Here is a 20,905-nt window from a genome sequence, read left to right on the forward strand (position 1 = left end):
CAATAGCCTCGGACACGATGGACACCCCTGCCTGTACGACCCCTGCCGTCGCGACCACGGTCACGGTCGTCATCCCGTGTCGCGACGAAGCGCGTTCCCTGCCCGATGTGTTGGCCCGGATGCCGGAGGGCTACCACCCGCTGGTCGTCGACAACGGCAGCACCGACGGCACCGCCGAGGTCGCCACCGCACACGGCGCTGTCGTTGTGTATCAACCGGTTCCGGGTTACGGGAGCGCGGTGCACGCCGGCGTGCTCGCCGCCGGCACCGACATCGTCTGCACCATCGACGGTGACGGGTCGATGGATCCGGCCGACCTGAGAGCCCTCGTCGCGCTCCTCGAGGGAGGCGCCGACCTCGCCGTCGGATGCCGCAAACCGGTCGAACGCGGCGTGTGGCCGCTGCACTCACGTCTCGGAACGCTCTGGGCGGCGCGGCGTTTGCGACGCACGCTCGGCATCGACGTCCACGACATCGGACCGATGCGCGCCGCGCGCCGGAACCGACTGTTGGAGTTGACCATCGAGGACATGCGCTTCGGTTACCCGGTGGAGTTGCTGGCCCGTGCCGCCGACGCCGGCTGGACGATCGCCGAGACCGACGTGTCCTACCGTCCGCGCACCGCGGGGACGTCGAAGGTGTCGGGGTCGTTCGTCGGATCGGCCCGTGCCGCTCGCGATTTCCTCGGAGCACTGAGTTCGGGGACACGGTCGTGAGCGCCTCGCGCGCGATCCTGGTGGTCGCGAAGGCGCCCGTGCCCGGGCTGGTGAAGACGCGTCTCATGGCGGGGTATTCCGCGACCGAGGCCGCGACGCTGGCCTCGGCGGCCCTGCTCGACACCCTCGACACGGCGCTGTCGGTGCCCGAGGCGATCGTCGTGGTGTCGCTGGCCGGTGTGATCGACGACGCCGTCGGATCCGACGATCTGCGCACGCGTCTGTCTCGAACCACCGTGGTGGAACAGCACGGGGACACCCTGGGGGATCGCCTCGACCGCGCTCATCGCGACGCGGCCGCGCAGGTGGGCGGCGGACGGGTGATGCAGATCGGGATGGACACCCCCCAGGTGACGGTGGAACTGCTGGTCAGTGGACTCGATGCGCTCGACGACCACGACGCCGCGCTCGGCCTCGCCACCGACGGCGGCTGGTGGGGACTCGCCGTCTCGGGTGCCCGCGGGGCGCACGTGCTGCCCGGTGTGGCGATGTCGCAGTCGGACACCGGTGAGCGGACTGCCGACGCGCTGCGGCGTGGAGGATGTAGCGTGGCGTTCCTGAAGTCCTTGACCGATGTGGACCATCCGGCGGACGTGACCGAGGTGGCCGAGACCTGTGCCCCGACGAGCGCGTTCGCGCGGATATCCGCCGAACTGAGATCGGCGGTGGCCCATGAGCGTTCCTGACGAGTTCTCCCCGGAAGCGAATGTCGGCCGTGGCGCAGTCGACCTGTCCGACGAGATCCCGCATTTCGACGACGCCTTCCTCGACGCCGTACGCGGGCAGAACAGTTGGCTGCGTCTGGCGGACGGCACGCGGACCTGCCTACCGGTGACCCGGTGGTTGGGCACGAGCGGCGATCATGAGGACGCCGCCTTCGACCGCCACATCGCCCGGATGTGTTCGGGCCCCACCATCGATCTCGGGTGCGGCCCGGGACGACTGGTGAGCGAGCTGATCGAGCACGGCGTGTGCGCCCTCGGTGTCGACCGCAGCGCCCGCGCCATCGCGATGACCCGCAAGCGCGGCGGTGTCGCTTTGCGCCGCAGCATCTTCGAGCGCATGCCCGGTGAGGGCGGCTGGCATCACGCGCTGCTGATCGACGGCAACGTCGGCATCGGCGGCGACCCCCATGAGGTGGTGCGTCGGGCGGCTGACCTCGTCGCGCCCGGTGGCACCGTGATCGTCGAACTCGAGTCCGGTGTCGGCTCGGCGCCGGGGTGGAACGGGTCGGTCTGGTCGGGTGCGGTCCGCGTCGAGTCGCGCAACGTCGCCGGGCCCTGGTTCCCCTGGGCACGAGTCGGGGTGGGCGCCGCACGCGAGATCGCCGAGCGCGCCGGTTTGCAGATGGGCACCGCCCACGTGATCTCCGGACGACACCTCGTCGAGCTCGTCCGCCCCTGATCTCCAGCCCCTGAGCGAGCGCTCGGGCGGGGTGTCCGGGTTCGGCCGGCACGGTGCTCGTAGGCTGCGTTCATGGATATCTCTGGAGCAAGTGCAATCGTCACCGGTGGTGCCTCGGGCATCGGAGCGGCCGCCGCGCGGCAGCTCGCCGCGAAGGGCGCCCACGTCGTCGTCGCCGACCTACAGGCGGAGAAGGGCGAGGCCCTCGCCAAGGAGATCGGCGGCGTCTTCGTGAGCGTCGACGTCACCGACACCGAGCAGATCAAGGCCGCGGTCGACAAGTCGCTCGAGCTGGGACCCCTGCGTGCGCTGGTCAACTCGGCGGGCATCGGTTCGGCGCAGCGCACCATCGGGCGCGACGGTGAGTACGACTCGGCGTTCAACCTCGACAACTACAAGAAAGTCATCGCGATCAACCTGATCGGCACCTTCGACTGCATCCGTCTGGCCGCCACCGCGATGAGCCGCGGCGAGGAGACCGCCACCGGTGAGAAGGGCGCCATCGTCTCGATGGCCAGCGTCGCGGCGTTCGACGGCCAGATCGGGCAGGTCGCGTACTCGTCGTCGAAGGGCGGTGTCGTGGGCATGACCCTGCCCGTCGCCCGCGACCTCGCGGCCGCCAAGATCCGCGTCAACACCGTGGCCCCGGGTCTCATCGACACCCCGATCTACGGCGAGGGCGAGGACTCCGAGAAGTTCAAGGCCCATCTCGGGCAGAGCGTCCTGTTCCCGAACCGTCTCGGACAGCCCGACGAGCTGGCGTCGATGGTCATCGAGCTGATCACCAACTCGTACATGAACGCCGAGGTCGTCCGCGTCGACGGCGGCATCCGGATGCCCCCGAAGTAGATCTCGCGATGGATCAGCCGGTGCGGCCGAGGATGAGTTCCACGGTCTGCGCCGGCTGATCCCACATCGGGAAGTGGCCGCACTTGTCGAACCAGTGCAGCTCCGACCCGGGGAACGCGGCGTGCGCCCGTGCGGCCTGCTTGGGCAGCGTCACGCGGTCCTGTCGGCCCCAACCGATGGTGACCCGGCCCGGCGTCGTCCCCTCCGGTGCGCCCTCCTGCAGCGGACCGTCGACCAGAGCGTCGAGCGCCTCGCGCAGCGACGTCGCCTTCTTGAAGCTGCGCATCTCGTGCAGCGCCACCGACGCGGGCAGTTTCCACGGCGCCGCCGAGAACTGCGTCAGCAACGCCGTGCGTCCGACGGGGTTGCCGGTGAGCGCCGGCATCACCGGCTGCAACCCGAGGACCAGCGGCAACGACGCCTTGAGGGCTGTGCTGAAGAAGCGGAGTTCGCCGGGGCTCCAGAAGCCGCCGGGACCCAACGCGACGGTGTCGCCGCCGACGCCACGTCGCGCGAGCTCGAGAACCATACGTGCGCCCATCGAGCTGCCGACCGTGTCGATGCCCGCCAGATCGTGGGTGTCGATGAAATCCGAGACCGCATCGGTGAGCGACGCGATCGTCACCTCACCCGGGAGTGGCGGGGTCTCGCCGAATCCCGGGAGGTCGACGCTGATGACGTCGCGGTGCTGCGCGAGTTGATCGAGGATCGGTGACCACGACTCCCAGCTCGCGCCCAGGCCATGGACCAGGAGCAGTGGGGTGCCGCTACCGCGGCGATCGAAATGGAGTGCCACGCCTGACATGGCGCACGACCCTTCTGATGGGAGATCCCGGTGCGACGACTGGTGCGTCACCAAAGGGCTGTGTCCTCGACGCTACCGGCTGCGCACGGATACTTCTCGGCCCATCATGCGTCCATCTCATGGCGGGTATGCAGCGCTGTCGCTTTTCGCATGCCACCGGTGTCGTTAGCGTGTGGGAGAGGAAGGGTTTCACGAGAGGAGGACTGCCATGTTGGCCGCAGTACTGGATGAATTCGGCACACCGCTGGATGTCCGTGAGGTACCCGATCCGGGTGTGCGTGCCGGCGAGGTGGTCGTCGACGTCCTGGCCACGTGCGTCCTGCCGTACGCGTCCGAGGTGTTCGGGGGAGAGCGACGCTACCCGTTGGAGACCCCGGTCATCCCGGGCCTTGGCGGGATCGCGCGGGTGGTGACGACGGGACCCGACGCGACACGTCTGACCCCGGGAGACCTCGTGTGGTGTGACGCGACGGTCCGTTCGCGGGACGACGCGAACACGCCGGACATCACGCTGCAGGGATGGAGTTCGCGGGGCGACGGTGGTCTGCGGTTGTCGCGCCATTTCCACGACGGGTCGTTCGCCGAGCGGATGTCGGTGCCCACCGAGTGCGTGTACCCCCTGGGGGACGTCGACGAGGCGGACGCGGCGCGGTGGTCGGCGCTGGGGGTCTACCTCGTGCCGTACGGCGGCCTGCTCGCCGCCGACGTCCGGGCGGGCGAGTCGTTGCTGGTCAGTGGTGCGACGGGGAACTTCGGCAGCGCAGCGGTCGCGGTCGGGCTCGCGATGGGGGCGAGTCGGGTGGTGGCCGTGGGGCGCGATCGGCGGGTCCTCGACGACCTTCGTGTGCGTCTCGGCGACCGCGTTCGCACCGTGGCCCTGACCGGTGAGGCCGAGCGTGACCGGTCCGCGATGATCACCGCCGGGGGCGGTCCCCTCGACGTGGTGCTCGACATCCTTCCGCCTGCCGTCGATGCGGGCGTGGTCCGCACCGCGGCGATGACGGTCCGCGAGTACGGCCGCGTCGTCCTGATGGGCGGGGTGGGAATGCTCGGCGGTGCCGATCTCGCGCTGCCCTACCCCTGGCTCATGCGGAACTCGGTGACCGTCCGCGGGCAGTGGATGTATCCGCGTGAGGCGAACGGTCGCCTGATCGAACTGGCCAGGGCCGGTCTACTCGACCTGGATCAAGACGCTGTCCACACTTTCCCGTTGGGCCGCACGAACGACGCCATCGCGCACGCCGCCAGCCACGGTGGCCCGTTCACGAGAACCGTTCTCACGCCGCATGATCGGTGATGCACCGCGTTGCCCGCATCAGCCTGCGGTGCCCCGGAGCGCATCGATAATCGCAGCGATCGCAGGATCGACCCGGCTGCCCCGGCGTGCGAGGACGACACGACGAGATTCGGTGGGTCCGTCGTCCACCCGGAGCAGTCGGACGCCTGCGGGCAGGACGTCGGCCATGTTCGATGCCACGGTCGTCACCCCGAGCCCCGCCGCGACGAGGCTCGACTTGGTCATCCAGTCGCGGGCCACGTGCGCCACGTGTGGCTTCCCCGGTAGCGCCGGCCACGCCCCGAGCAGGGGTTCCTCGGTGCGCGACGGCGCGACGATCCACCGCTGATCCATCAGCTCGGCGCGGGTGACGGATTCACGGTCGCCCAGCGGCCCCGAGGCCGCGACCGCGACCATGAGGGTGACCTCGGCGATGGTCGTGACGGCCAGATCGGGTGACTCGGAGTCGAGCGGACGGTGCGGTGGACGCGATGTCACGATCACGGCGTCGAGGGAACCGGCCCGGATCGCGCGCACGAGCGCGGGCGACGACCCCTCACGCGTCGTGACCACGAGATCGGGACGAAGGCGGCCCAGTGCGGCGAGGGCTCGCGGTACGAGAACCGCTCCCGCACTGAGGAACATGCCGAGACGAATCGCGGGGCCGGTCGTCGACGGCCCACTCAGAGTGCGCTCGGCCGCGTCGATCTCGTCGAGAACCCGCGCCGCGTGGGGCAGCAGACGCGAGCCGGCCGGCGTCAGGACCACTCCGCCGGGCACGCGGTCGAACAACCGGGTGCGCGCCGCCTTCTCCACTGCGGCGACCTGACGGGAGATCCCGGACTGGGTGTAACCGAGGGCCTGCGCCGCGGCGGTGAAGGTGCCCCGCTCGGCGACCTCGCGGAGTACCCGCAGGCCCGAGATCGAGATGTCCATGACGATCGATGATAGTCAGCGAGCGCGCGCGTCGATTTCGTCATCTCTGTGGCTGCCGGAGGTCACGATCGCGACGATCGCATCGCTGACCGAGTCCAGGTAGGCGGCATCCACCGGCTGCGCGCGCACCGCGGACCGCCAGTAGACGGGCCCGGCCAGCAGGTCCATGGCGAGTTCGATGTCGGCCCACTGAACGCGCGTGGCCCGTGCGAACGCGCGGCGTGCGGGGCGCGCGTGCGAACGGTGGGCGCGCGTCGACGCCCGATACAACGACAGCGGGCCCGGTCCATGAGGACCGGGCCCGCTGTGCGTGGTGTGTCAGATCAGAACGCGGCTTCGTCGAGCTCCATCGGGTCCGAGCTCACGAAGCTGCGCCTGACGCGAGGTGTGTCAGATCAGAACGCGGCTTCGTCGAGCTCCATCGGATCGTTGTCGATGTTGTCGATGATGGCCTTGGTGGAGGTCAGCTGGGGGAGCATGTTCTTCGCGAAGAACGAGGCGACCGCGATCTTGCCCTCGTAGAACGACTTGTCGGCACCGGTGGCGCCGTTGTCGAGCGCGGTGAGCGCGACCTCGGCCTGGCGCAGGAGCAACCAGCCGATCATGAGGTCGCCGACCGACATGAGGAACCGCACCGAGCCGAGGCCCACCTTGTAGAGCTGGGTGGCGTCCTCCTGGGCTCCCATGAGGAAGCCGGTGAGGGTGGCGGCCATGCCCTGCACGTCGTCGAGGGCCGTCTTCAGCAGCGCGCGCTCGCCCTTGAGGCGACCGTTGCCGGCCTCGGAGTCGATGAACGAGCTGATCTGGCCGGCCACGTGCGCGAGCGCCTGACCCTTGTCGCGGATGATCTTCCGGAAGAAGAAGTCCTGCGCCTGGATCGCCGTGGTGCCCTCGTACAGGGTGTCGATCTTCGAGTCACGGATGTACTGCTCGATCGGGTAGTCCTGCAGGAAGCCGGATCCACCGAGGGTCTGCAGTGACTCGGTCAGCGTGCCGTAGGCGCGCTCGGAGCCGACACCCTTGACGATCGGGAGCAGCAGGTCGTTGACGCGGAACGCCATGTCCTTGTCGGCGCCGGAGACGATCTGCGCCGACGACGGATCCTGGTGCGATGCGGTGTAGAGGTAGATCGCGCGCAGGCCCTCGGCGTACGCCTTCTGGGTGAGCAGTGCGCGACGCACGTCGGGGTGGTGGGTGATGGTGACGCGCGGTGCGGCCTTGTCGGTCATCTGCGTCATGTCGGCACCCTGGACGCGCTGCTTGGCGTAGTCGAGGGCGGTCAGATAACCGGCCGACAGGGTCGCGATGGCCTTGGTGCCCACCATCATCCGAGCGTGCTCGATGACGTCGAACATCTGCGCGATGCCGTCGTGGACCTCGCCGACGAGCCAGCCCTTGGCCGGGATGCCGTGCTGGCCGAAGGTGACCTCACAGGTGGCCGAGACCTTCAGGCCCATCTTGTGCTCGACGTTGGTGACGAAGACACCGTTGCGTTCGCCCAGCTCACCGGTCTCGAAGTCGAAGTGGTACTTGGGGAGGAAGAACAGCGACAGTCCCTTGGTGCCGGGGCGTGCGCCCTCGGGGCGGGCCAGCACGAGGTGGAAGATGTTCTCGGTCATGTCCTGATCGGCCGAGGTGATGAAGCGCTTCACGCCGTCGATGTGCCACGAGCCGTCGTCCTGCTGTACGGCCTTGGTGCGGGCGGCGCCCACGTCGGAGCCGGCGTCGGGCTCGGTGAGGACCATGGTGGCGCCCCAGCCGCGCTCGGCGCAGATCTCGGCCCACTTCTTCTGCTCGTCGGTGCCGTTGTTCCAGAGGATCTCCGAGAAACCGGTGCCGGCGCCGTACATGAACAGTGCGGGGTTGGCGCCGAGGATCATCTCGCTGATGGCCCAGAACAGGGTGCGCGGGGCGGGCATGCCGCCCAGCTCCTCGGTGATGCCGACCTTGTCCCACCCGGCGTCCATGAACGCCTTGTAGGACTTCTTGAAGGCCTCGGGCAGCGTGACGGTGTGGTTCTCGGGGTCGAAGACCGGCGGGTTGCGGTCGGAATCGACGAACGACTCGGCGATCGGTCCCTCGGCGAGGGTCCGGACCTCTTTGAGCATGTCGATCGCGGTCTCGCGGTCCAGGTCACCGAAGTCGCCGCTGGCGAGGACCTCGTCGAGCTTGAACAGCTCGAAGAGGTTGAACTCCAGGTCTCGCAGGTTGCTCTTGTAATGGCCCATCAGGGAATTCCTTCGTTCTACGGGGCTGGGTCGACGCGCGAACTAGGCGTCTACAAGCGAGCGATCGGTAGGTTACCCGCGAGTAATAACGCCAAATATACAACCGGACCCGGCGCCTGCCAACTCCCTTGTGACCGATGTGTCCAACATCCCCCGGGCGCTCCCATGTGAGCTGCCGTCGCCCGTGGACAAGGTTGGGGTCAGGCCAACTGTTCGCGGAGAAAGGCCAGGTCATCGGCCACGCCCTCGGCGGGCGTCTCGAGGATGACCGGCGCCGCGGCCGCGCGGGCGACCTCCACGAGGACCTCCGAGCCGATGTGCCCGTCGGTGAGGTTGGCGTGCCGGTCGCGGCCGGAGTCGAACTCGTCGCGCGAGTTGTTCAGGTGCACCAGGTCGATGCGGCCGGTGATGTCGCGAATCCGCTCCACGAGGCCCACGAGATCCTCGCCGCCGGCCCATGCGTGGCAGGTGTCGAGGCAGAAGCCCGCCTGGTCGAAGTCGCCGACGGCGTCCCACAGCCGCTCGATCGAGCCCAGCGTGCGGGCCATGGCGTGGTCTCCACCGGCGGTGTTCTCGATGAAGATGGGCACCGCGAACCCGCCCTTGTCGGCCTGACGCTCGAACAGCTTGCGCCAGTTGGCGAATCCCTCAGCGTCGTCCTCGCCGTCACCGAGGTGGCCGCCGTGGACCACGAGGCCGATGGCGCCGAGGTCGGCGGCCGCGGCGGCCTGGAGCTCGACCGCCTTGCGCGACGGCATCCGTAGCCGGTTGTTCAGGCTGGCGACGTTGATGATGTACGAGGAGTGCACGACGACGTCGATCGGTGACGACCGGATGCGGTCGGTGTCGGGGTGCGGTTCCGGCTTCGGCATCTTCCGGTCCTGCGGATCGGTGACGAACATCTGCAGCAGATCGGCGCCCATGTCCTCGGCGGTCCCGATCGGGTCGGTGTCGGTGCGTACGTGTGCTCCCAATCGCATGACTCCCACGATAGGAGTAGTCCAGAGTGGAGACACCCGGCGGAGTGCACGTGGGCGCGGTGGCGGGCGAGAGGATGGTCGGGCGATGGAACGACTGAGTGGTTTGGATGCGTCGTTCCTCTATCTGGAGACGCGCTCGATGCTCATGCAGGTGGTGGGGCTGATCGAGATCGACCCCTCGACCGTCCCCGGCGGGTGGTCGTTCGACCGCATGCTGCGGGAGATGGACCGTCGCATCACCGCGATGCCGACCTTCCGCCGCAAGCTGCACGACTCCCTGTTCAACCTCGACCACCCGGTGTGGATCGAGGACCGCGCGTTCGACATCGAGCGGCACGTGCACCGGGTCGCCCTGCCGGACTCCGGCGGCGACACCGAACTCGCCGAGTTCTGTGCCCACATCGCCGGGGTCCCGCTCGATCGCAGCAAACCGCTGTGGGAGCTGTGGGTGATCGAGGGGCGTCCCCACGGCAACATCGCGATCATGCTGCGCATGCACCACGCGGGCGTCGACGGTGTCTCGGCCGCCGACCTCCTCGCGCAGCTGTGCTCGCTGACCCCCGAGGACCCCGACCTCGACGAGGCGAAGGTGGGCACCTCGGCCGGCGGCGCGTCACTGCCGGCACTGGTGGCCGACGGTCTGGTCAACTTCGCCGTCCGCCGCCCCATCTCGATCGCGCGGATGCTGCCCCAGACCGTGCGGGTCCCGTTCCAGTGGGCGAGTCGGTCCCGGTCGCACGAGGCCATGCCGGCGCCGTTCAGCGCCCCGCGCGTCGCGTTCAACGGCACCATCACCCCGCACCGCTCGATCGGGTTCACCCAGATCTCGCTCGACGACATCAAGACGATCAAGAACCACTTCGACGTCACCATCAACGACGTGGTGATGGCCGTGGTCGCCGGTGGCCTGCGGAAGTATCTGGCCGACACCGACGACCTGCCCGACCGGCCGCTCATCGCCGCGGTCCCGGTGTCGACCCACGGCGAGGAGGACGACCGGCTCGTGGTGGCGGGGACCAACCAGGTGACCGCGATGATGATGACGCTGCCGACCGACGTCGACGATCCCGTCGCGCGGATCGAGGCCATGCGGGAGCTGTCCACGACGGCGAAGTCGCACCACAATGCGCTCGACGCATCCTTGCTGCGGGGGTGGGCCCAGCTCATCCCGCCGATGACGATGGGCGCGTTGACGCGGTTGTACTCGAACTACCGCCTCGCCGACCGTCATCCGGCGGTGGTGAACGTCATCATCTCGAACGTGCCGGGCCCGTCGTTCCCGCTCTACTTCCTGGGGTCCCGGATCCGGGCGCTGTTCCCGCTCGGTCCCGTCGCCCACGGGATGGGGCTCAACGTCACCGTCATGTCGTGCGACGGTCAGATGAACTTCGGCGCCATCGCCTGCAAGGAGCAGATGCCCGACGCGTGGCCCCTCATGCGCGCGATGGAGAACGACGTGAAAGCACTTCTCGCCGAATGCACGTCGTGACTCACGCCTGAGCGAGCAGCTCGGCGGCCTTCTCGCCGATCATGATCGCCGGAGCGTTCGTGTGCCCGCGGATGATCACCGGCATCACAGACGCGTCGGCGACCCGCAGGCCCTGCACGCCGCGCACGCGCAGATCGGGATCGACGACGGAGTCGTCGTCGGTGCCCATCCGGCAGGTGCCCACCGGGTGGTACAGCGTCTGGGTGTCGAGGTTGATCGCCGCGTCGACGAGTTCGCCGAGCGAGGGGTTGCCGTCGAGAGCCGGTCGCAGGTAACGGTTCCCGACGACGTTCGACAGCGGTGCGGTCTCGAAGAGCTTCGCGCAGATCTCGACGCCGGCGGCCAGCGTCGCGCGGTCGTGCCCATCGGGATCGGTGAGATAGCGCGGGTCGATGATCGGTGCGGCGAGCGGATCGGCCGAGGCCAGACGCACGGTGCCGGCGCTGCGCGGCTGCAGCAGCACCGCCGCGATCGTGATGCCGTCCTCCTCGGGCGCGACGAGTCCCTGACCGAGGAACGGTGCGGGCACGAAGAGGATCTCGATGTCGGCGAGGCCGGAATCGTCGAGACCGGTCTGCAGGAAGCCGTAGGTCTCGGCGACGTTCGAGGTGAGCATCCCCTTGCGGCGGGCGAGGTAGTTGATGAGCGACTTCGGTTTCGTCGCCCGGTACAGCGTCGGTTCGTCGGTGGTGCGGGTGATGCCCGCGGCCAGGTGATCGAGCATCTTCGATCCGACGTCGGGTCGGTCGACGAGGACGTCGATGCCGTGGCCACGCAGGTGTTCGGCGTCGCCGATCCCCGAATGCATCAGCAGGGCAGGGGAGTTGACCGCACCACCGGACAGGATGACCTCGCGCTTCGCGGTGACCATGCGGGTGGTGCGCTCCTCCACGAACTCCACCCCGACCGCGCGGGTTCCCTCGAACACCACGCGGGTGGCGTGGGCGCCGGTGAGCACCGTGAGGTTGGGGCGCTTCATCGCCTCGCGCAGGTAGGCGTCGGCGGTGCTCTCCCGCGCCCCGCGACGCTGGGTCACCACGGTCTCGGTGAACCCGTCGGGGGTGGCGACGTTCGGCGGCGCCTGTTGATAGCCGAGCCGCGCGGCCGCGGCCATGCACAGGTCGTTGAGCGGACTCGGGCTGCGCTGGCGGGAGATCTCCATCGGTCCGCCGCGCCCGTGGTCGGGGTCGGTCGACCACGGGGTGTTCTCGATGCGCCGGTACCACTTCACGGCCTCGGAGTACGACCACTGGTCGCCGGCGGCCGCGGCCCACGCCTCGTAGTCGGCGGCGAAGCCGCGGACCCACATCATCGCGTTGAGCGAACTCGACCCTCCCAGGGTCTTGCCGCGAGGCCAGAAGATCTGGCGCTGTTTGAGTTCGGGCTGGTCGGCGGTGAAGTAGTTCCAGTCCACCTCGGAGCCGAAGAGCTGCGCGAACGCGGCGGGGATGTGGATGAACTTGTCCTTGTCGGGGCCGCCGGCCTCGAGCAGGGTGACGTGGGTGTCGGGGTTCTCGGTGAGGCGGGCGGCGATCACCGCCCCGGAGGACCCGGCCCCCACGATGACGTAGTCGCTGCCGGGCACCGCGGAGTCGTCCATGACGTCGATCCTATGGACGCGCGCTGCTGCGGGAGGTCGATTCCGGGGTCTGGGTGCAGACCCAGCCGCACGCCTCGACGAACACCGGGGTGAAGATCTCCGACTGCAGTACGCAACAGGCGTGTCCGGCAGCGACATCGAACCGCCGCGCGCCGGGGATCCCGTCGACGAGCAGCTGTTGGCGCGCGATCGGGATCACCCGATCGCGCGTGGTGACGCACACCGCGGTCGGCACGTCGATCTCGCCGAGCCACGGCCGCGAGTCGAACTGGCCGAGGGCGTAACCGATCTCGCCCATGTGCGACAACCGCGTCGACCGGACCTGGCGGAGTGCCCACGCGCCGTCGGACAGGCCGCGTTCGTCGAGGGCGTGCGGCCCCAGGCCGGGGACCGGTGTCGCGAAACGCTGGGCGGCGAACCGGGTGATCGCGTCGATACGGGGGCGCCCGGTGGTCGAGGAACCGAAATACGGTCCGGTCGAGGCGAGTACGAGCCCCGACACCCGGTCGTGGTGGCGCCGCCACGTCAGCTGGGCGGTGCCGCCGCCCATCGAGAACCCCGCCGCCAAGAACCGGTCGATCCCCAGGGCGTCGGCGAGGGCGACGACGTCGTCGGCGCAGTCGTCGAGCGTGAAGCGGGGCGACCGGATCCCCCGACCGTGCCAGCGCTGATCCATCGTGATGACGCGGAAGTCCGCGCGCAGGTCGTCGATCACCGAGTACCAGGACAACAGGCCGGTCGTGACGACCGCGTGCAACAGGATGATCGGCGGTTTCGCGGCCTCGGCCGCGTCGATTCCACCCGAGGCGATGCGCGCCGAGTCGGTGACGTAGGTGGCGCCGCGGTCGCCGAGCTGCACCATCGTGCCAGTCGGCACGTCGGCGGTGGGGTGGGTACGGAAGAAGCGGCTCACCCCGCCGGCGAGGCGGTCCACGATCGTCACCGCCATCGGATGCCCGGTTCCCGTCGATGGCTCATCGATCCGATGGTAGCGATCGACCCCCGGTGCGGTGACGCTGCGCGCGCCACCGCACGGGCCGGTGGCGGCAGGCCGAAGATGAATTTTCGTCGAGTCGAGGTGACGGGGCGACCAAACTCAGACAAACTGAGGTTTCCGGTCGATGAACGCCCGGCGAACTGCGGCGGAGGGTGACCGGTTGACGATTTCCGAGGCGGGCCGCGCAGAACAGTCCGAGCCGCCCCGGCCCCCGTCGGCCGACCTCACCACCCCGCCCGACACCTCTGGGCCGGACACCTCTGGGCTCGACGACACACGCACCCCGTCGCGATTCCGCGATCTGCGCTTCTACCGGTGGACGGCGGTCGCGGTGTGGTTCGCGGTCATGGTGTGGCAGTTCACCGAACAGGGCCTGGCGTTCGACCGCACCCGGCTGATCCTGTGGATGTGCCTGGGTCTGGCCGCGGCGAGCATCGGCCGTCGTCGCGTCATCACCGTCATCATCGACTGGTTGCCGTTCGCCGGTGTGCTGCTGCTCTACGACCTCACGCGCAACGTCGCGCAGTGGATGGGGATGCCGACGCACTGGCACCTCGCGCCCGATGTGGACCACTTCCTCTTCGGCGTGAACCCCACCGTGTGGTTGCAGTCGCACATCAAGGACGCGTCGCCCCCGTGGTGGGAGGTGATCACCAGCATCGTCTACGTCTCGTACTTCGTGGTGCCCTACGTGGTCGCCGGGGTGCTGTGGCTGCGTGATCGCACCGCATGGCGTCGGTATGCGGTCGCGTTCGTCGCCACCACGTTCCTCGCCCTGGTCGGCTACACGCTCGTGCCCGGTGCCCCGCCGTGGGCCGCGGCGCGCTGCACGGCCGCGCAGGTCGTCGACAGTCCGCGGGATCCGCCGTGCATGTACTCCGAGATCCCGCCCGCCTCCGGGGGACTCCTGGGCCCGGTGTCGCCGTCGGACCCGGGTGCCGCGCCCTACGTGGAGCGCATCTCCGCGCGCGGTTGGGACGTCCTCAATGTGCGGGCCGCGTCGACGTTGCTCACCGTCGGGCAGTCGAAGGCCAACCTCGTCGCCGCGATCCCGTCGCTGCACGCCGGACTGACGATGCTGTTGGCCCTGTTCATGTGGCCGCGGGTGCGCGCGCTCGGCCGATCACTCTTCGTCGGATATGCGCTGGTGATGGCGTTCACCCTCGTCTACACCGGTGAGCACTACGTCTTCGACATCCTGCTCGGGTGGGCTCTCGCCGCCTGCGTCATCGGCGCGCAACGCCTCTGGATCCGTCGGCGGTCGGGTCGCGAGACGACCCCCGCATACGCCCCGGGGGTATCCTCGACACCGTGAGTCGCGCCCGAGGGATCCCGCGTCGCCGCATCGTCGCGGCCGCCCTCGGTCTCGCACTCGCCGTCGCGGTGATGCACATCCTCGTGCTCTGCGGTGGCACCGCACACGGCGACCGGCACACCGCAGCCGGATCGGTGGCGTCTCCGATGACCGGGCACCACGCCGTCATGACGCCGTCGACCGACCACATCGAACGTGTCGGCGCCTCCACGCTCGACTGCACCGGTCACGACCACGGATGTGTGTTCCTGCGCGGCGAGGTCATCGACCTCATCGTGATCCTCGGGGCCGTCACCCTGATCGCGCCGCTCGCGCGTCTGTCGGGCGTGTGGATCCGACGCCGTCCGTCGGTATTGGGCCGCGCACCGCCCTGGGCCATCCCCGGCCATCTCGAACTCTCGGTGATCGTCCGCTGACACGACCGCGCCCCGCCCGGTCCGATTCAGCACACACCAGGAGTACACACACATGTCCCACAACAGAATTCGTCGCGCCGTCGCCACGGTCGCGGCTCTGGCCGCCGTCGCCGTCACCGGCGTGGCCTGCGCCTCCGACGATCCGGTGTCGCACAACGCGGCCGACGTCACCTTCTCGACCGAGATGATCCCCCACCACCGACAGGCGGTCGAGATGGCCCAGATGGTGCCCGGTCGCAGCACCGATCCCGAGGTGGCCGGCCTCGCACGACAGATCGCCGCCGCCCAACAACCCGAGATCGATCAGCTCACCACCCGGCTGCGCTCGTGGGGCGAGCCGGTGCCCACCGGGACCGGCCACACCATGCCCAAGTCCGGGGACATGTCGATGAGCGGGATGATGAGCGACGCCGACATGTCGGAGCTGAGGTCGTTGTCGGGACGGGCGTTCGACCAGCGGTGGCTGACGATGATGATCGACCACCACTCCGGAGCGATCACGATGGCACGCACCGAGGTCGACACGGGGCTCGACGACGACTCGATCGCGTTGGCGCGCAGCATCATCAGCAGTCAACAGGCGGAACTGACCCGCATGCGCGCGATGCTCGCCGGCTGAGCGAGCCCTGCAGCGGTCCGATCAGCTCTTCTCGAGCTGGTCGGATTCCTGTCGGCGACGGCGCCATCCACCCTCGGTGGGTGGCGCCTCGCCGAAGTGGTCGGCCTCGGCCGAGCCGTAGTACGCCACGGCGATGGCGCCGATCACCGCACCGATGAAGCCGACGATGGCGAGCCAGCCCAGACCGGGTTCGGCCTTGTCGCCGAGGAAGAGCACCCCGATGATGCCCGGGATCGCGGTCTCACCGACGACGAGTACCGCGGTGACGCCGTTGACCGCGCCGAGCTGCAACGCCACGGTCTGCACATAGAAGCCGACAGCGCCGGCGATCGCGATGGTCCACGCGGCCGGGTCGGTGATCAGCTCGACCGGATCGAACGAATCGATGCCGCGAAGGATGCGCACCGCGATGGCGATGACGCCGAACAACACTCCCGCGGCCGCGCCGCCGAAGATCGCCGCACGGGGACCGAGGCGGTACATCGCGTAGACGGCGGCGACCGCGATCACGACGGTCCCACCGAAGAGCCCCCAGTGGAAGGCGAAGCTGTCGGCGCCCTCGGTCTTGTGCCGCGTGGAGGCGACGCCGAGCATGCACAGCGACGCGATGACCGCACAGATCGCGATCCAGTCGCGGGTGTGCAGCCGGATGCCGAGGACCGCGGTGCCGAGCAGGGCGGTGACGATGAGGTTGGCCGAGACGATGGTCTGCGACAGGAACAGGGGCAGCAGACGGGCCGCGATCGCCCCGCCGCCGAAGCCCAGGACCACCAGCGCCGTACCGACGAGGAAGGCCGGATCACGCAGGGTCGCGGCGGTCGCACCGACCGAGGGTCCGCCGGCGGCGTTGACCGCGGGATCGCCACCGGCGTCACGGGCGGCGACGGCCGCGCGGCGTGCGCCGAGGGCGCGCAGCACCGACGACAACCCGTATCCGACCGCGGCGAGCGAGGCGAAGACGATGCCGATCACGAACATCGAAGCCTCCTCCACGCGCGCTATGGTGATTGTGAAATAGGCCCTAACCAGGTCTTTTCCCGTCGGTTTCCAACCGTTGGCTAAGCTACCATGTTTGATGTTCTGTCCTTTATCTGCGGTGCAGAGTTAACGGGGTCCCATGTCTCGCCCAGGGTCCAAGCGCGTGCTCATCACGTTTGGTCGTTCCTTTCTCACGCTCGATCTCGCCCGCCTGATGGCCGCCGGCGGGCACGAGGTGACCATCGTCGACAGCATCTCCCTGCCCGTGAGCCGCTTCTCCAACGCGATCTCGGCCTTCGAGAAGGTGCCGTCGCCCACGTTCGAGCCGCGTGCCTACTGCCGCGAGCTGGCGCGCATCGTGACCGAACGCGAGATCGACCTGCTCATCCCGGTCCACGAGGAGACCGACATCATCGCGATGTTGCGCGCCGATTTCCCCGACACCTGCGAGCTGTTCCTCTCCGATTTCGAGGTCGAGAACAACCTGCACAACAAATACGAGTTCCAGCGGGTGCTCGCCGAGCGCGGCATCCCGACGCTGAAGTTCGCGCAGGTGCGCACCCAGGCCGATCTCGACGCCCTGGATTTCGACACCCCGTTCGCGCTCAAGGAGTGCTACTCGCGGGGATCGCAGAAGGTCTACAAGGTCACCCCGGGCGAGCTGCCCACCGACATCGAGTTCTCACCCACCAACCCCTGGATCGCGCAGGAGTGGATGAAGGGCACGCCGTACTGCTCGTACTCGGTGTGTCGTGACGGAGAGGTGTTGGCGCACACCGTGTATCCGGTCGGCTACGCGATCGACGGACGCTCCTGCATCGCCTTCGACGCGATCGAGCACGCGGGCATCCTCGACTGGATCACCTCGTTCGTGAAACAGATGAACTTCACCGGACAGGTCGGGTTCGACTTCATCGAAGACGACGAGGGCGCCCTGTTCACCATCGAGTGCAACCCGCGTGGAACCAGCGGCATCATGCTGTTCGAGCCGCACAACCGCGTCGACCGGGCGTTCACCGGCCAGACGACCGAGATGATCACCCCGGACCCGGGCACCCGCAAGATGATCGGCTTCGGGATGGGGCTCTACGGCTGGAAGAAATCGGCGCTGAAGGGCAACACGTTCCGCGGCTTCCTGCGCGACTTCCGTGCCTACGACGACGTGATCACCAACCGCCACGACCGGTTGCCCGCGTTCATGATGCCGATCGCCTACCTCGACATCGCCCGCATGTGTCTCAAGTACCGTGTCGGCCTCGCCGAGGCGTTCATGCACGACCACGAGTGGGACGGCGTCGCGATCGAGCCGTGACGCTCAGGCGGGACGGTGCGCGGTGCAGAACGCGACGATGCGCGCGACGGTGTCGGTCTGACCGGTGAACAGTCCGCCGTGTGCGACGCCGTCGATCTGGGCGAAGTCCGCGTTCGGCATCTGTCCCGCCGCCGCACGACACCCCTGCGGGGGGAAGAACAGATCGTGTTCGAAGGCGAGCACCAGGGCCGGGAGATCGAAGGCCGCGAGGTGTTCGGGCAGCGGCTCGTTCGCGGTGATCCACGAATACGACGCCTGGAGTTGACCTCTCATGCCTTTCGCGCTCGTCCACACCTCACCCGAGGCGCCCAGCACCTGCTCCCAGCCCACCACCGAGGCCGGATCCTGGAGCAGCGACGGTTGCAGCGTGGTCATCAACTGCTCGAAGAGCATGACGTCTGCGGGGATCTCGCCGTACTTCTCGAGCAACCCCAGTTCCATGCGGCCGACGAGTTCGCCGATCGGCGAGGGTTGCAGGCCCGCGAGCAGCACCGCGGCCCGCACCATCCCCGGCTGCCGGCGCACCAGGGCCTGCGTGGTGTAGCACCCCATCGAGTAGGCGACGACGAGCACCTGCTCGAGTCCCAGTGTCTGCACGAGACATTGGGCGTCGAACGCCAGGTCGTCGACGACATACGGCGGCTCGGGCGCCGACGACGGCGCGACCCCGCGCGCGCAGTAGGTGATGGTCTCGAATCCCGCGGACGTCAGTGCCTCGACGACGCCGGTGTACTCCCACACCTGTGCGGGTTGGCCCAGACCGCCGACGAGCAGCACCGCCGGACCCTCGCCGGTCCGGGTGACCTCGAGGGAGACGCCGTTGCCCACGTCCACGAGAGTCATTGCGACACCTCGGTGCGCAGGTCCGACGCGCCGCTGAAGTCGATCTGCGCGGCGGCGTTGGAGACGGCGGTGACCATGCCGGTCCCGATCGGCCCGCGGGTGTCGAACAGGGTGGCGGTGCCGACCGACAGGCCGGCGTCGGTGATGTGGGTGTCGGCCTGCAGGCCGATGTACTGACCGACCGGCAGACGTGAGATCGCCACCGTCAGATCGCAGTTGATGTAACCGATGCCCTTCGACCCCCAGTTGGTCACCAGGCTCGTCGCCTCGGCGGCCATCACGGTGGTGACGAACGGCGTGTTCTCGACCCCGTCGATCACGGGGATCATCGTGGCCCACAACCGTTTGCGGCCCGCGTTCTGGTGCTCGCTCATCACCGGCGTCCACCCCATGTCGTCGCTGCCGTACCAGCGGAAGCGGCTGTCGTCGGTCGGTGGGTCGAAGGGGTGCTCGGAGTGCCACTCCTCACCCGGCGGCTCCTGCGACGGCCGCAGCGCGACGAGGGTGGCCTGGGCGACGACGGTGTCGCCCTGGGACAGTTCGACCTCCGACACCCGGATCCGATGTCCCGATCGCACCAACCGTGTGCGTGCGACGAGGGGTTCGCCGCGGGCGGCCTTGAACAGGTCGATGGTGATGCGGGCCGGCACGAGCTCGGGCGACCCGTGCTCGGCCTCCACCGCATGGGCGGCCGCGGCACACACCGCGGGCCCGTTGAGCATGTCCGGACCCCATCGACCGAACGCATACTTCGACGGCACGTATCGACCCTCGTCGTCGAGGGTGAACATGAAGTACCTGCGGTCCGGGTCCTTCGGGGTCGGAGGGGTCATGGGGTCACCTTGTCTGCTGTCGTGATCTGGCGGGTGCGGTATTCGGTGGCGACCACCGCGAGCGAGGCGATCGCGAGCAGGACGCCGAGTCCGAAGAGCACCGGGTAGGTCAGGTCGGGAACGGCCTGGTGGACCAGCGCCAACACCACCGGCGCCGCGAACCCGAGGTAGGTCAGCGAGTAGAAGACCGCGGTGAGCCCGGCGAGGTCCTTCGGTCCGGCGATGCGCCCGACCTCGGCCAACCCCGCGACGAGCGCCATGCCGTACCCGCCGCCGAGCACCGCGCCGGCGGCGAGGGCGACCCATGGGTTCAGCGTGCTCGAGGCCCAGGCGCCCATGCCCATGCCGACCGCGAGGAATCCGATCGCCACCACCGAACCGCGGGCCGAATCGGGTCGGTCGATGCGCCGCGCGACCGACTGGATGGCGAACCCCGAGGCCAACGTCACCAGCGTGATGAGTGCCGCGTAGGCGATGTCGAGGCCGCCGACCTCGTCGGCGAGCAGCGTCGGCAACACCGCGTAGGCGGCCGCGGCCGACCCGAACACCCACGGCGCGACGGGCACGACGACCCGCAGGAAACGTCGGTGACCGATGGCCGGGATGCGCAGATCGTCGCGCAGACGCCCCGGCGCCCCGGCGCGCACCACGGTCTCCGGGGCGCGGACCACCCACGCCGTCGCGACCACGCACAGCGCCACGTTCACGAGGTAGGGCAGCGTCGCGGGCAGAGGCGCCCACTGGGCCAGCACGCCGGCCATCGCGGCGCCGATGCCGAGGCCCGCGGTGAGGCTCATCGCCGAGCGGCGCGCCCCGCGACTGCCCGAGGCGTCGGTCTCGAACGGGGGTGACGAGAGTTCCTTGATCCAGCTGCTGCCCACGGCCATCGCCAGGCCCAGTGCGATGCCGCTGCCGATGCGTCCGATCACCAGCAGGGCCACGTGGTCGGCGCCGAGCCCGAGGATGATCGACCCGATCGCGGCCACCGCCGGGGCCGGGCGCATCAACCGCGCACGTCCGAACCGATCCGACAGCGGGCCGCCGATGAGCAGCGCGGGCACGATGCCGAGCACGTAGGCGAACAGCAGCGCATCGACCACCGGGCCGGACAGTCCGTGATCGCTCTTGTACATCACCAACAGCGGGGTGAACTCGTTCCCGCCCCACGCGATCGCGAACATCGCCGCCGCGACACCCCACCACCGGCCGGTGGCACCGCGGGCGGCCGAGGGGTCGGCGGCGGTCACCTGCGGTGCGGCGGCGGGGGTGTCGGACATGTCGTTCATCGAACCACCCCGCCACCCGGGGC

The 20,905-nt window shown here is 69.0% G+C and carries 21 protein-coding genes; 10 read left to right on the forward strand and 11 right to left on the reverse strand.

The features are described from left to right. The first annotated feature begins 17 nt into the window (after positions 1–17). From TU34_RS02760 to TU34_RS02775, 4 genes are all read left to right on the forward strand, one after another. Positions 18–716, forward strand: a complete 699-nt coding sequence (locus TU34_RS02760; RefSeq protein WP_045821321.1) for a glycosyltransferase family 2 protein — start codon at positions 18–20, stop codon at positions 714–716. Then, positions 713–1,402, forward strand: a complete 690-nt coding sequence (locus tag TU34_RS02765) for a TIGR04282 family arsenosugar biosynthesis glycosyltransferase (protein ID WP_045821322.1) — start codon at positions 713–715, stop codon at positions 1,400–1,402. The genes TU34_RS02760 and TU34_RS02765 overlap by 4 nt, the downstream gene beginning before the upstream one ends. Next, positions 1,389–2,120: a class I SAM-dependent methyltransferase gene (locus TU34_RS02770; protein WP_150116359.1), complete on the forward strand. Its 732-nt coding sequence runs from the start codon at positions 1,389–1,391 to the stop codon at positions 2,118–2,120. The genes TU34_RS02765 and TU34_RS02770 overlap by 14 nt, the downstream gene beginning before the upstream one ends. A gap of 72 nt (positions 2,121–2,192) precedes the next feature. Continuing rightward, entirely contained in the window at positions 2,193–2,969 is a 777-nt protein-coding gene (locus TU34_RS02775; RefSeq protein WP_045821323.1) for an SDR family NAD(P)-dependent oxidoreductase, read from the forward strand. Between the two features lie 13 nt (positions 2,970–2,982). Here the strand turns inward: TU34_RS02775 and TU34_RS02780 are convergent, their stop codons facing one another. After that, the gene (locus TU34_RS02780) at positions 2,983–3,765 is read right to left on the reverse strand and encodes an alpha/beta fold hydrolase (protein ID WP_045821379.1); all 783 of its coding nucleotides are present in this window, start codon (positions 3,763–3,765) and stop codon (positions 2,983–2,985) included. A gap of 217 nt (positions 3,766–3,982) precedes the next feature. On the opposite strand from TU34_RS02780, the gene TU34_RS02785 reads away from it, so the two are divergent. Continuing rightward, the gene (locus TU34_RS02785) at positions 3,983–5,071 is read left to right on the forward strand and encodes an alcohol dehydrogenase catalytic domain-containing protein (RefSeq protein WP_045821324.1); all 1,089 of its coding nucleotides are present in this window, start codon (positions 3,983–3,985) and stop codon (positions 5,069–5,071) included. Positions 5,072–5,089: 18 nt separating this feature from the next. Here TU34_RS02785 and TU34_RS02790 read toward each other — a convergent pair whose 3' ends face one another. The 4 genes from TU34_RS02790 to TU34_RS02805 form a co-directional block, all read right to left on the reverse strand. Beyond that, positions 5,090–5,986: a LysR family transcriptional regulator gene (locus tag TU34_RS02790; protein WP_045821325.1), complete on the reverse strand. Its 897-nt coding sequence runs from the start codon at positions 5,984–5,986 to the stop codon at positions 5,090–5,092. Positions 5,987–6,001: 15 nt separating this feature from the next. Beyond that, the gene (locus tag TU34_RS24535) at positions 6,002–6,256 is read right to left on the reverse strand and encodes a TetR/AcrR family transcriptional regulator C-terminal ligand-binding domain-containing protein (RefSeq protein ID WP_045821326.1); all 255 of its coding nucleotides are present in this window, start codon (positions 6,254–6,256) and stop codon (positions 6,002–6,004) included. Positions 6,257–6,381: 125 nt separating this feature from the next. Continuing rightward, positions 6,382–8,214, reverse strand: coding sequence for an acyl-CoA dehydrogenase (locus tag TU34_RS02800; protein ID WP_045821327.1), 1,833 nt, complete (start codon positions 8,212–8,214; stop codon positions 6,382–6,384). Positions 8,215–8,414: 200 nt separating this feature from the next. Then, the gene (locus tag TU34_RS02805; RefSeq protein ID WP_045821328.1) at positions 8,415–9,194 is read right to left on the reverse strand and encodes a deoxyribonuclease IV; all 780 of its coding nucleotides are present in this window, start codon (positions 9,192–9,194) and stop codon (positions 8,415–8,417) included. Between the two features lie 85 nt (positions 9,195–9,279). Here TU34_RS02805 and TU34_RS02810 point away from each other — a divergent pair, with 85 nt between their 5' ends. Then, a complete protein-coding gene (locus tag TU34_RS02810; protein ID WP_045821329.1) occupies positions 9,280–10,683 on the forward strand; it encodes a WS/DGAT/MGAT family O-acyltransferase in 1,404 nt (467 codons plus the stop codon). A gap of 1 nt (position 10,684) precedes the next feature. On the opposite strand, the gene TU34_RS02815 is transcribed toward TU34_RS02810, so the two are convergent. Then, complete coding sequence (locus TU34_RS02815) at positions 10,685–12,283, reverse strand: GMC family oxidoreductase (RefSeq protein WP_045821330.1); 1,599 nt, start codon at positions 12,281–12,283, stop codon at positions 10,685–10,687. Between the two features lie 10 nt (positions 12,284–12,293). Beyond that, positions 12,294–13,232, reverse strand: coding sequence for an alpha/beta fold hydrolase (locus TU34_RS02820; RefSeq protein WP_045821331.1), 939 nt, complete (start codon positions 13,230–13,232; stop codon positions 12,294–12,296). A gap of 172 nt (positions 13,233–13,404) precedes the next feature. Here TU34_RS02820 and TU34_RS02825 point away from each other — a divergent pair, with 172 nt between their 5' ends. The 3 genes from TU34_RS02825 to TU34_RS02835 are packed head-to-tail and all read left to right on the forward strand — an operon-like array spanning position 13,405 to position 15,630. Beyond that, positions 13,405–14,595, forward strand: a complete 1,191-nt coding sequence (locus TU34_RS02825; protein ID WP_082079776.1) for a phosphatase PAP2 family protein — start codon at positions 13,405–13,407, stop codon at positions 14,593–14,595. Further along, positions 14,592–15,011, forward strand: coding sequence for a hypothetical protein (locus tag TU34_RS02830; RefSeq protein ID WP_045821332.1), 420 nt, complete (start codon positions 14,592–14,594; stop codon positions 15,009–15,011). Before TU34_RS02825 ends, TU34_RS02830 begins: the two co-directional genes overlap by 4 nt. A gap of 52 nt (positions 15,012–15,063) precedes the next feature. Next, positions 15,064–15,630 carry a DUF305 domain-containing protein gene (locus TU34_RS02835; protein ID WP_045821333.1) on the forward strand — a complete coding sequence of 189 codons (567 nt, stop codon included), beginning with the start codon at positions 15,064–15,066 and terminating at the stop codon, positions 15,628–15,630. Between the two features lie 21 nt (positions 15,631–15,651). Here the strand turns inward: TU34_RS02835 and TU34_RS02840 are convergent, their stop codons facing one another. Next, the gene (locus tag TU34_RS02840; protein WP_045821381.1) at positions 15,652–16,608 is read right to left on the reverse strand and encodes a hypothetical protein; all 957 of its coding nucleotides are present in this window, start codon (positions 16,606–16,608) and stop codon (positions 15,652–15,654) included. A 139-nt stretch (positions 16,609–16,747) separates the two neighbouring features. Between TU34_RS02840 and TU34_RS02845 the strand changes: the two genes are divergently transcribed. After that, positions 16,748–17,920 (forward strand): ATP-grasp domain-containing protein, encoded by a 1,173-nt coding sequence (locus tag TU34_RS02845; protein WP_045821334.1) that lies wholly within the window; start codon positions 16,748–16,750, stop codon positions 17,918–17,920. A gap of 3 nt (positions 17,921–17,923) precedes the next feature. Here TU34_RS02845 and TU34_RS02850 read toward each other — a convergent pair whose 3' ends face one another. The 3 genes from TU34_RS02850 to TU34_RS02860 are packed head-to-tail and all read right to left on the reverse strand — an operon-like array spanning position 17,924 to position 20,882. Then, positions 17,924–18,763, reverse strand: coding sequence for an alpha/beta fold hydrolase (locus tag TU34_RS02850; protein WP_045821335.1), 840 nt, complete (start codon positions 18,761–18,763; stop codon positions 17,924–17,926). Continuing rightward, on the reverse strand, positions 18,760–19,596 hold the full coding sequence (locus TU34_RS02855; RefSeq protein ID WP_045821336.1) for an acyl-CoA thioesterase domain-containing protein: 837 nt from the start codon (positions 19,594–19,596) through the stop codon (positions 18,760–18,762). Before TU34_RS02855 ends, TU34_RS02850 begins: the two co-directional genes overlap by 4 nt. Next, positions 19,593–20,882: an MFS transporter gene (locus TU34_RS02860; RefSeq protein ID WP_082079777.1), complete on the reverse strand. Its 1,290-nt coding sequence runs from the start codon at positions 20,880–20,882 to the stop codon at positions 19,593–19,595. Before TU34_RS02860 ends, TU34_RS02855 begins: the two co-directional genes overlap by 4 nt. Positions 20,883–20,905: the final 23 nt, after the last annotated feature.

The sequence above is a fragment of the Williamsia herbipolensis genome (genome assembly GCF_000964005.1).
Lineage (GTDB): Bacteria > Actinomycetota > Actinomycetes > Mycobacteriales > Mycobacteriaceae > Williamsia_A > Williamsia_A herbipolensis.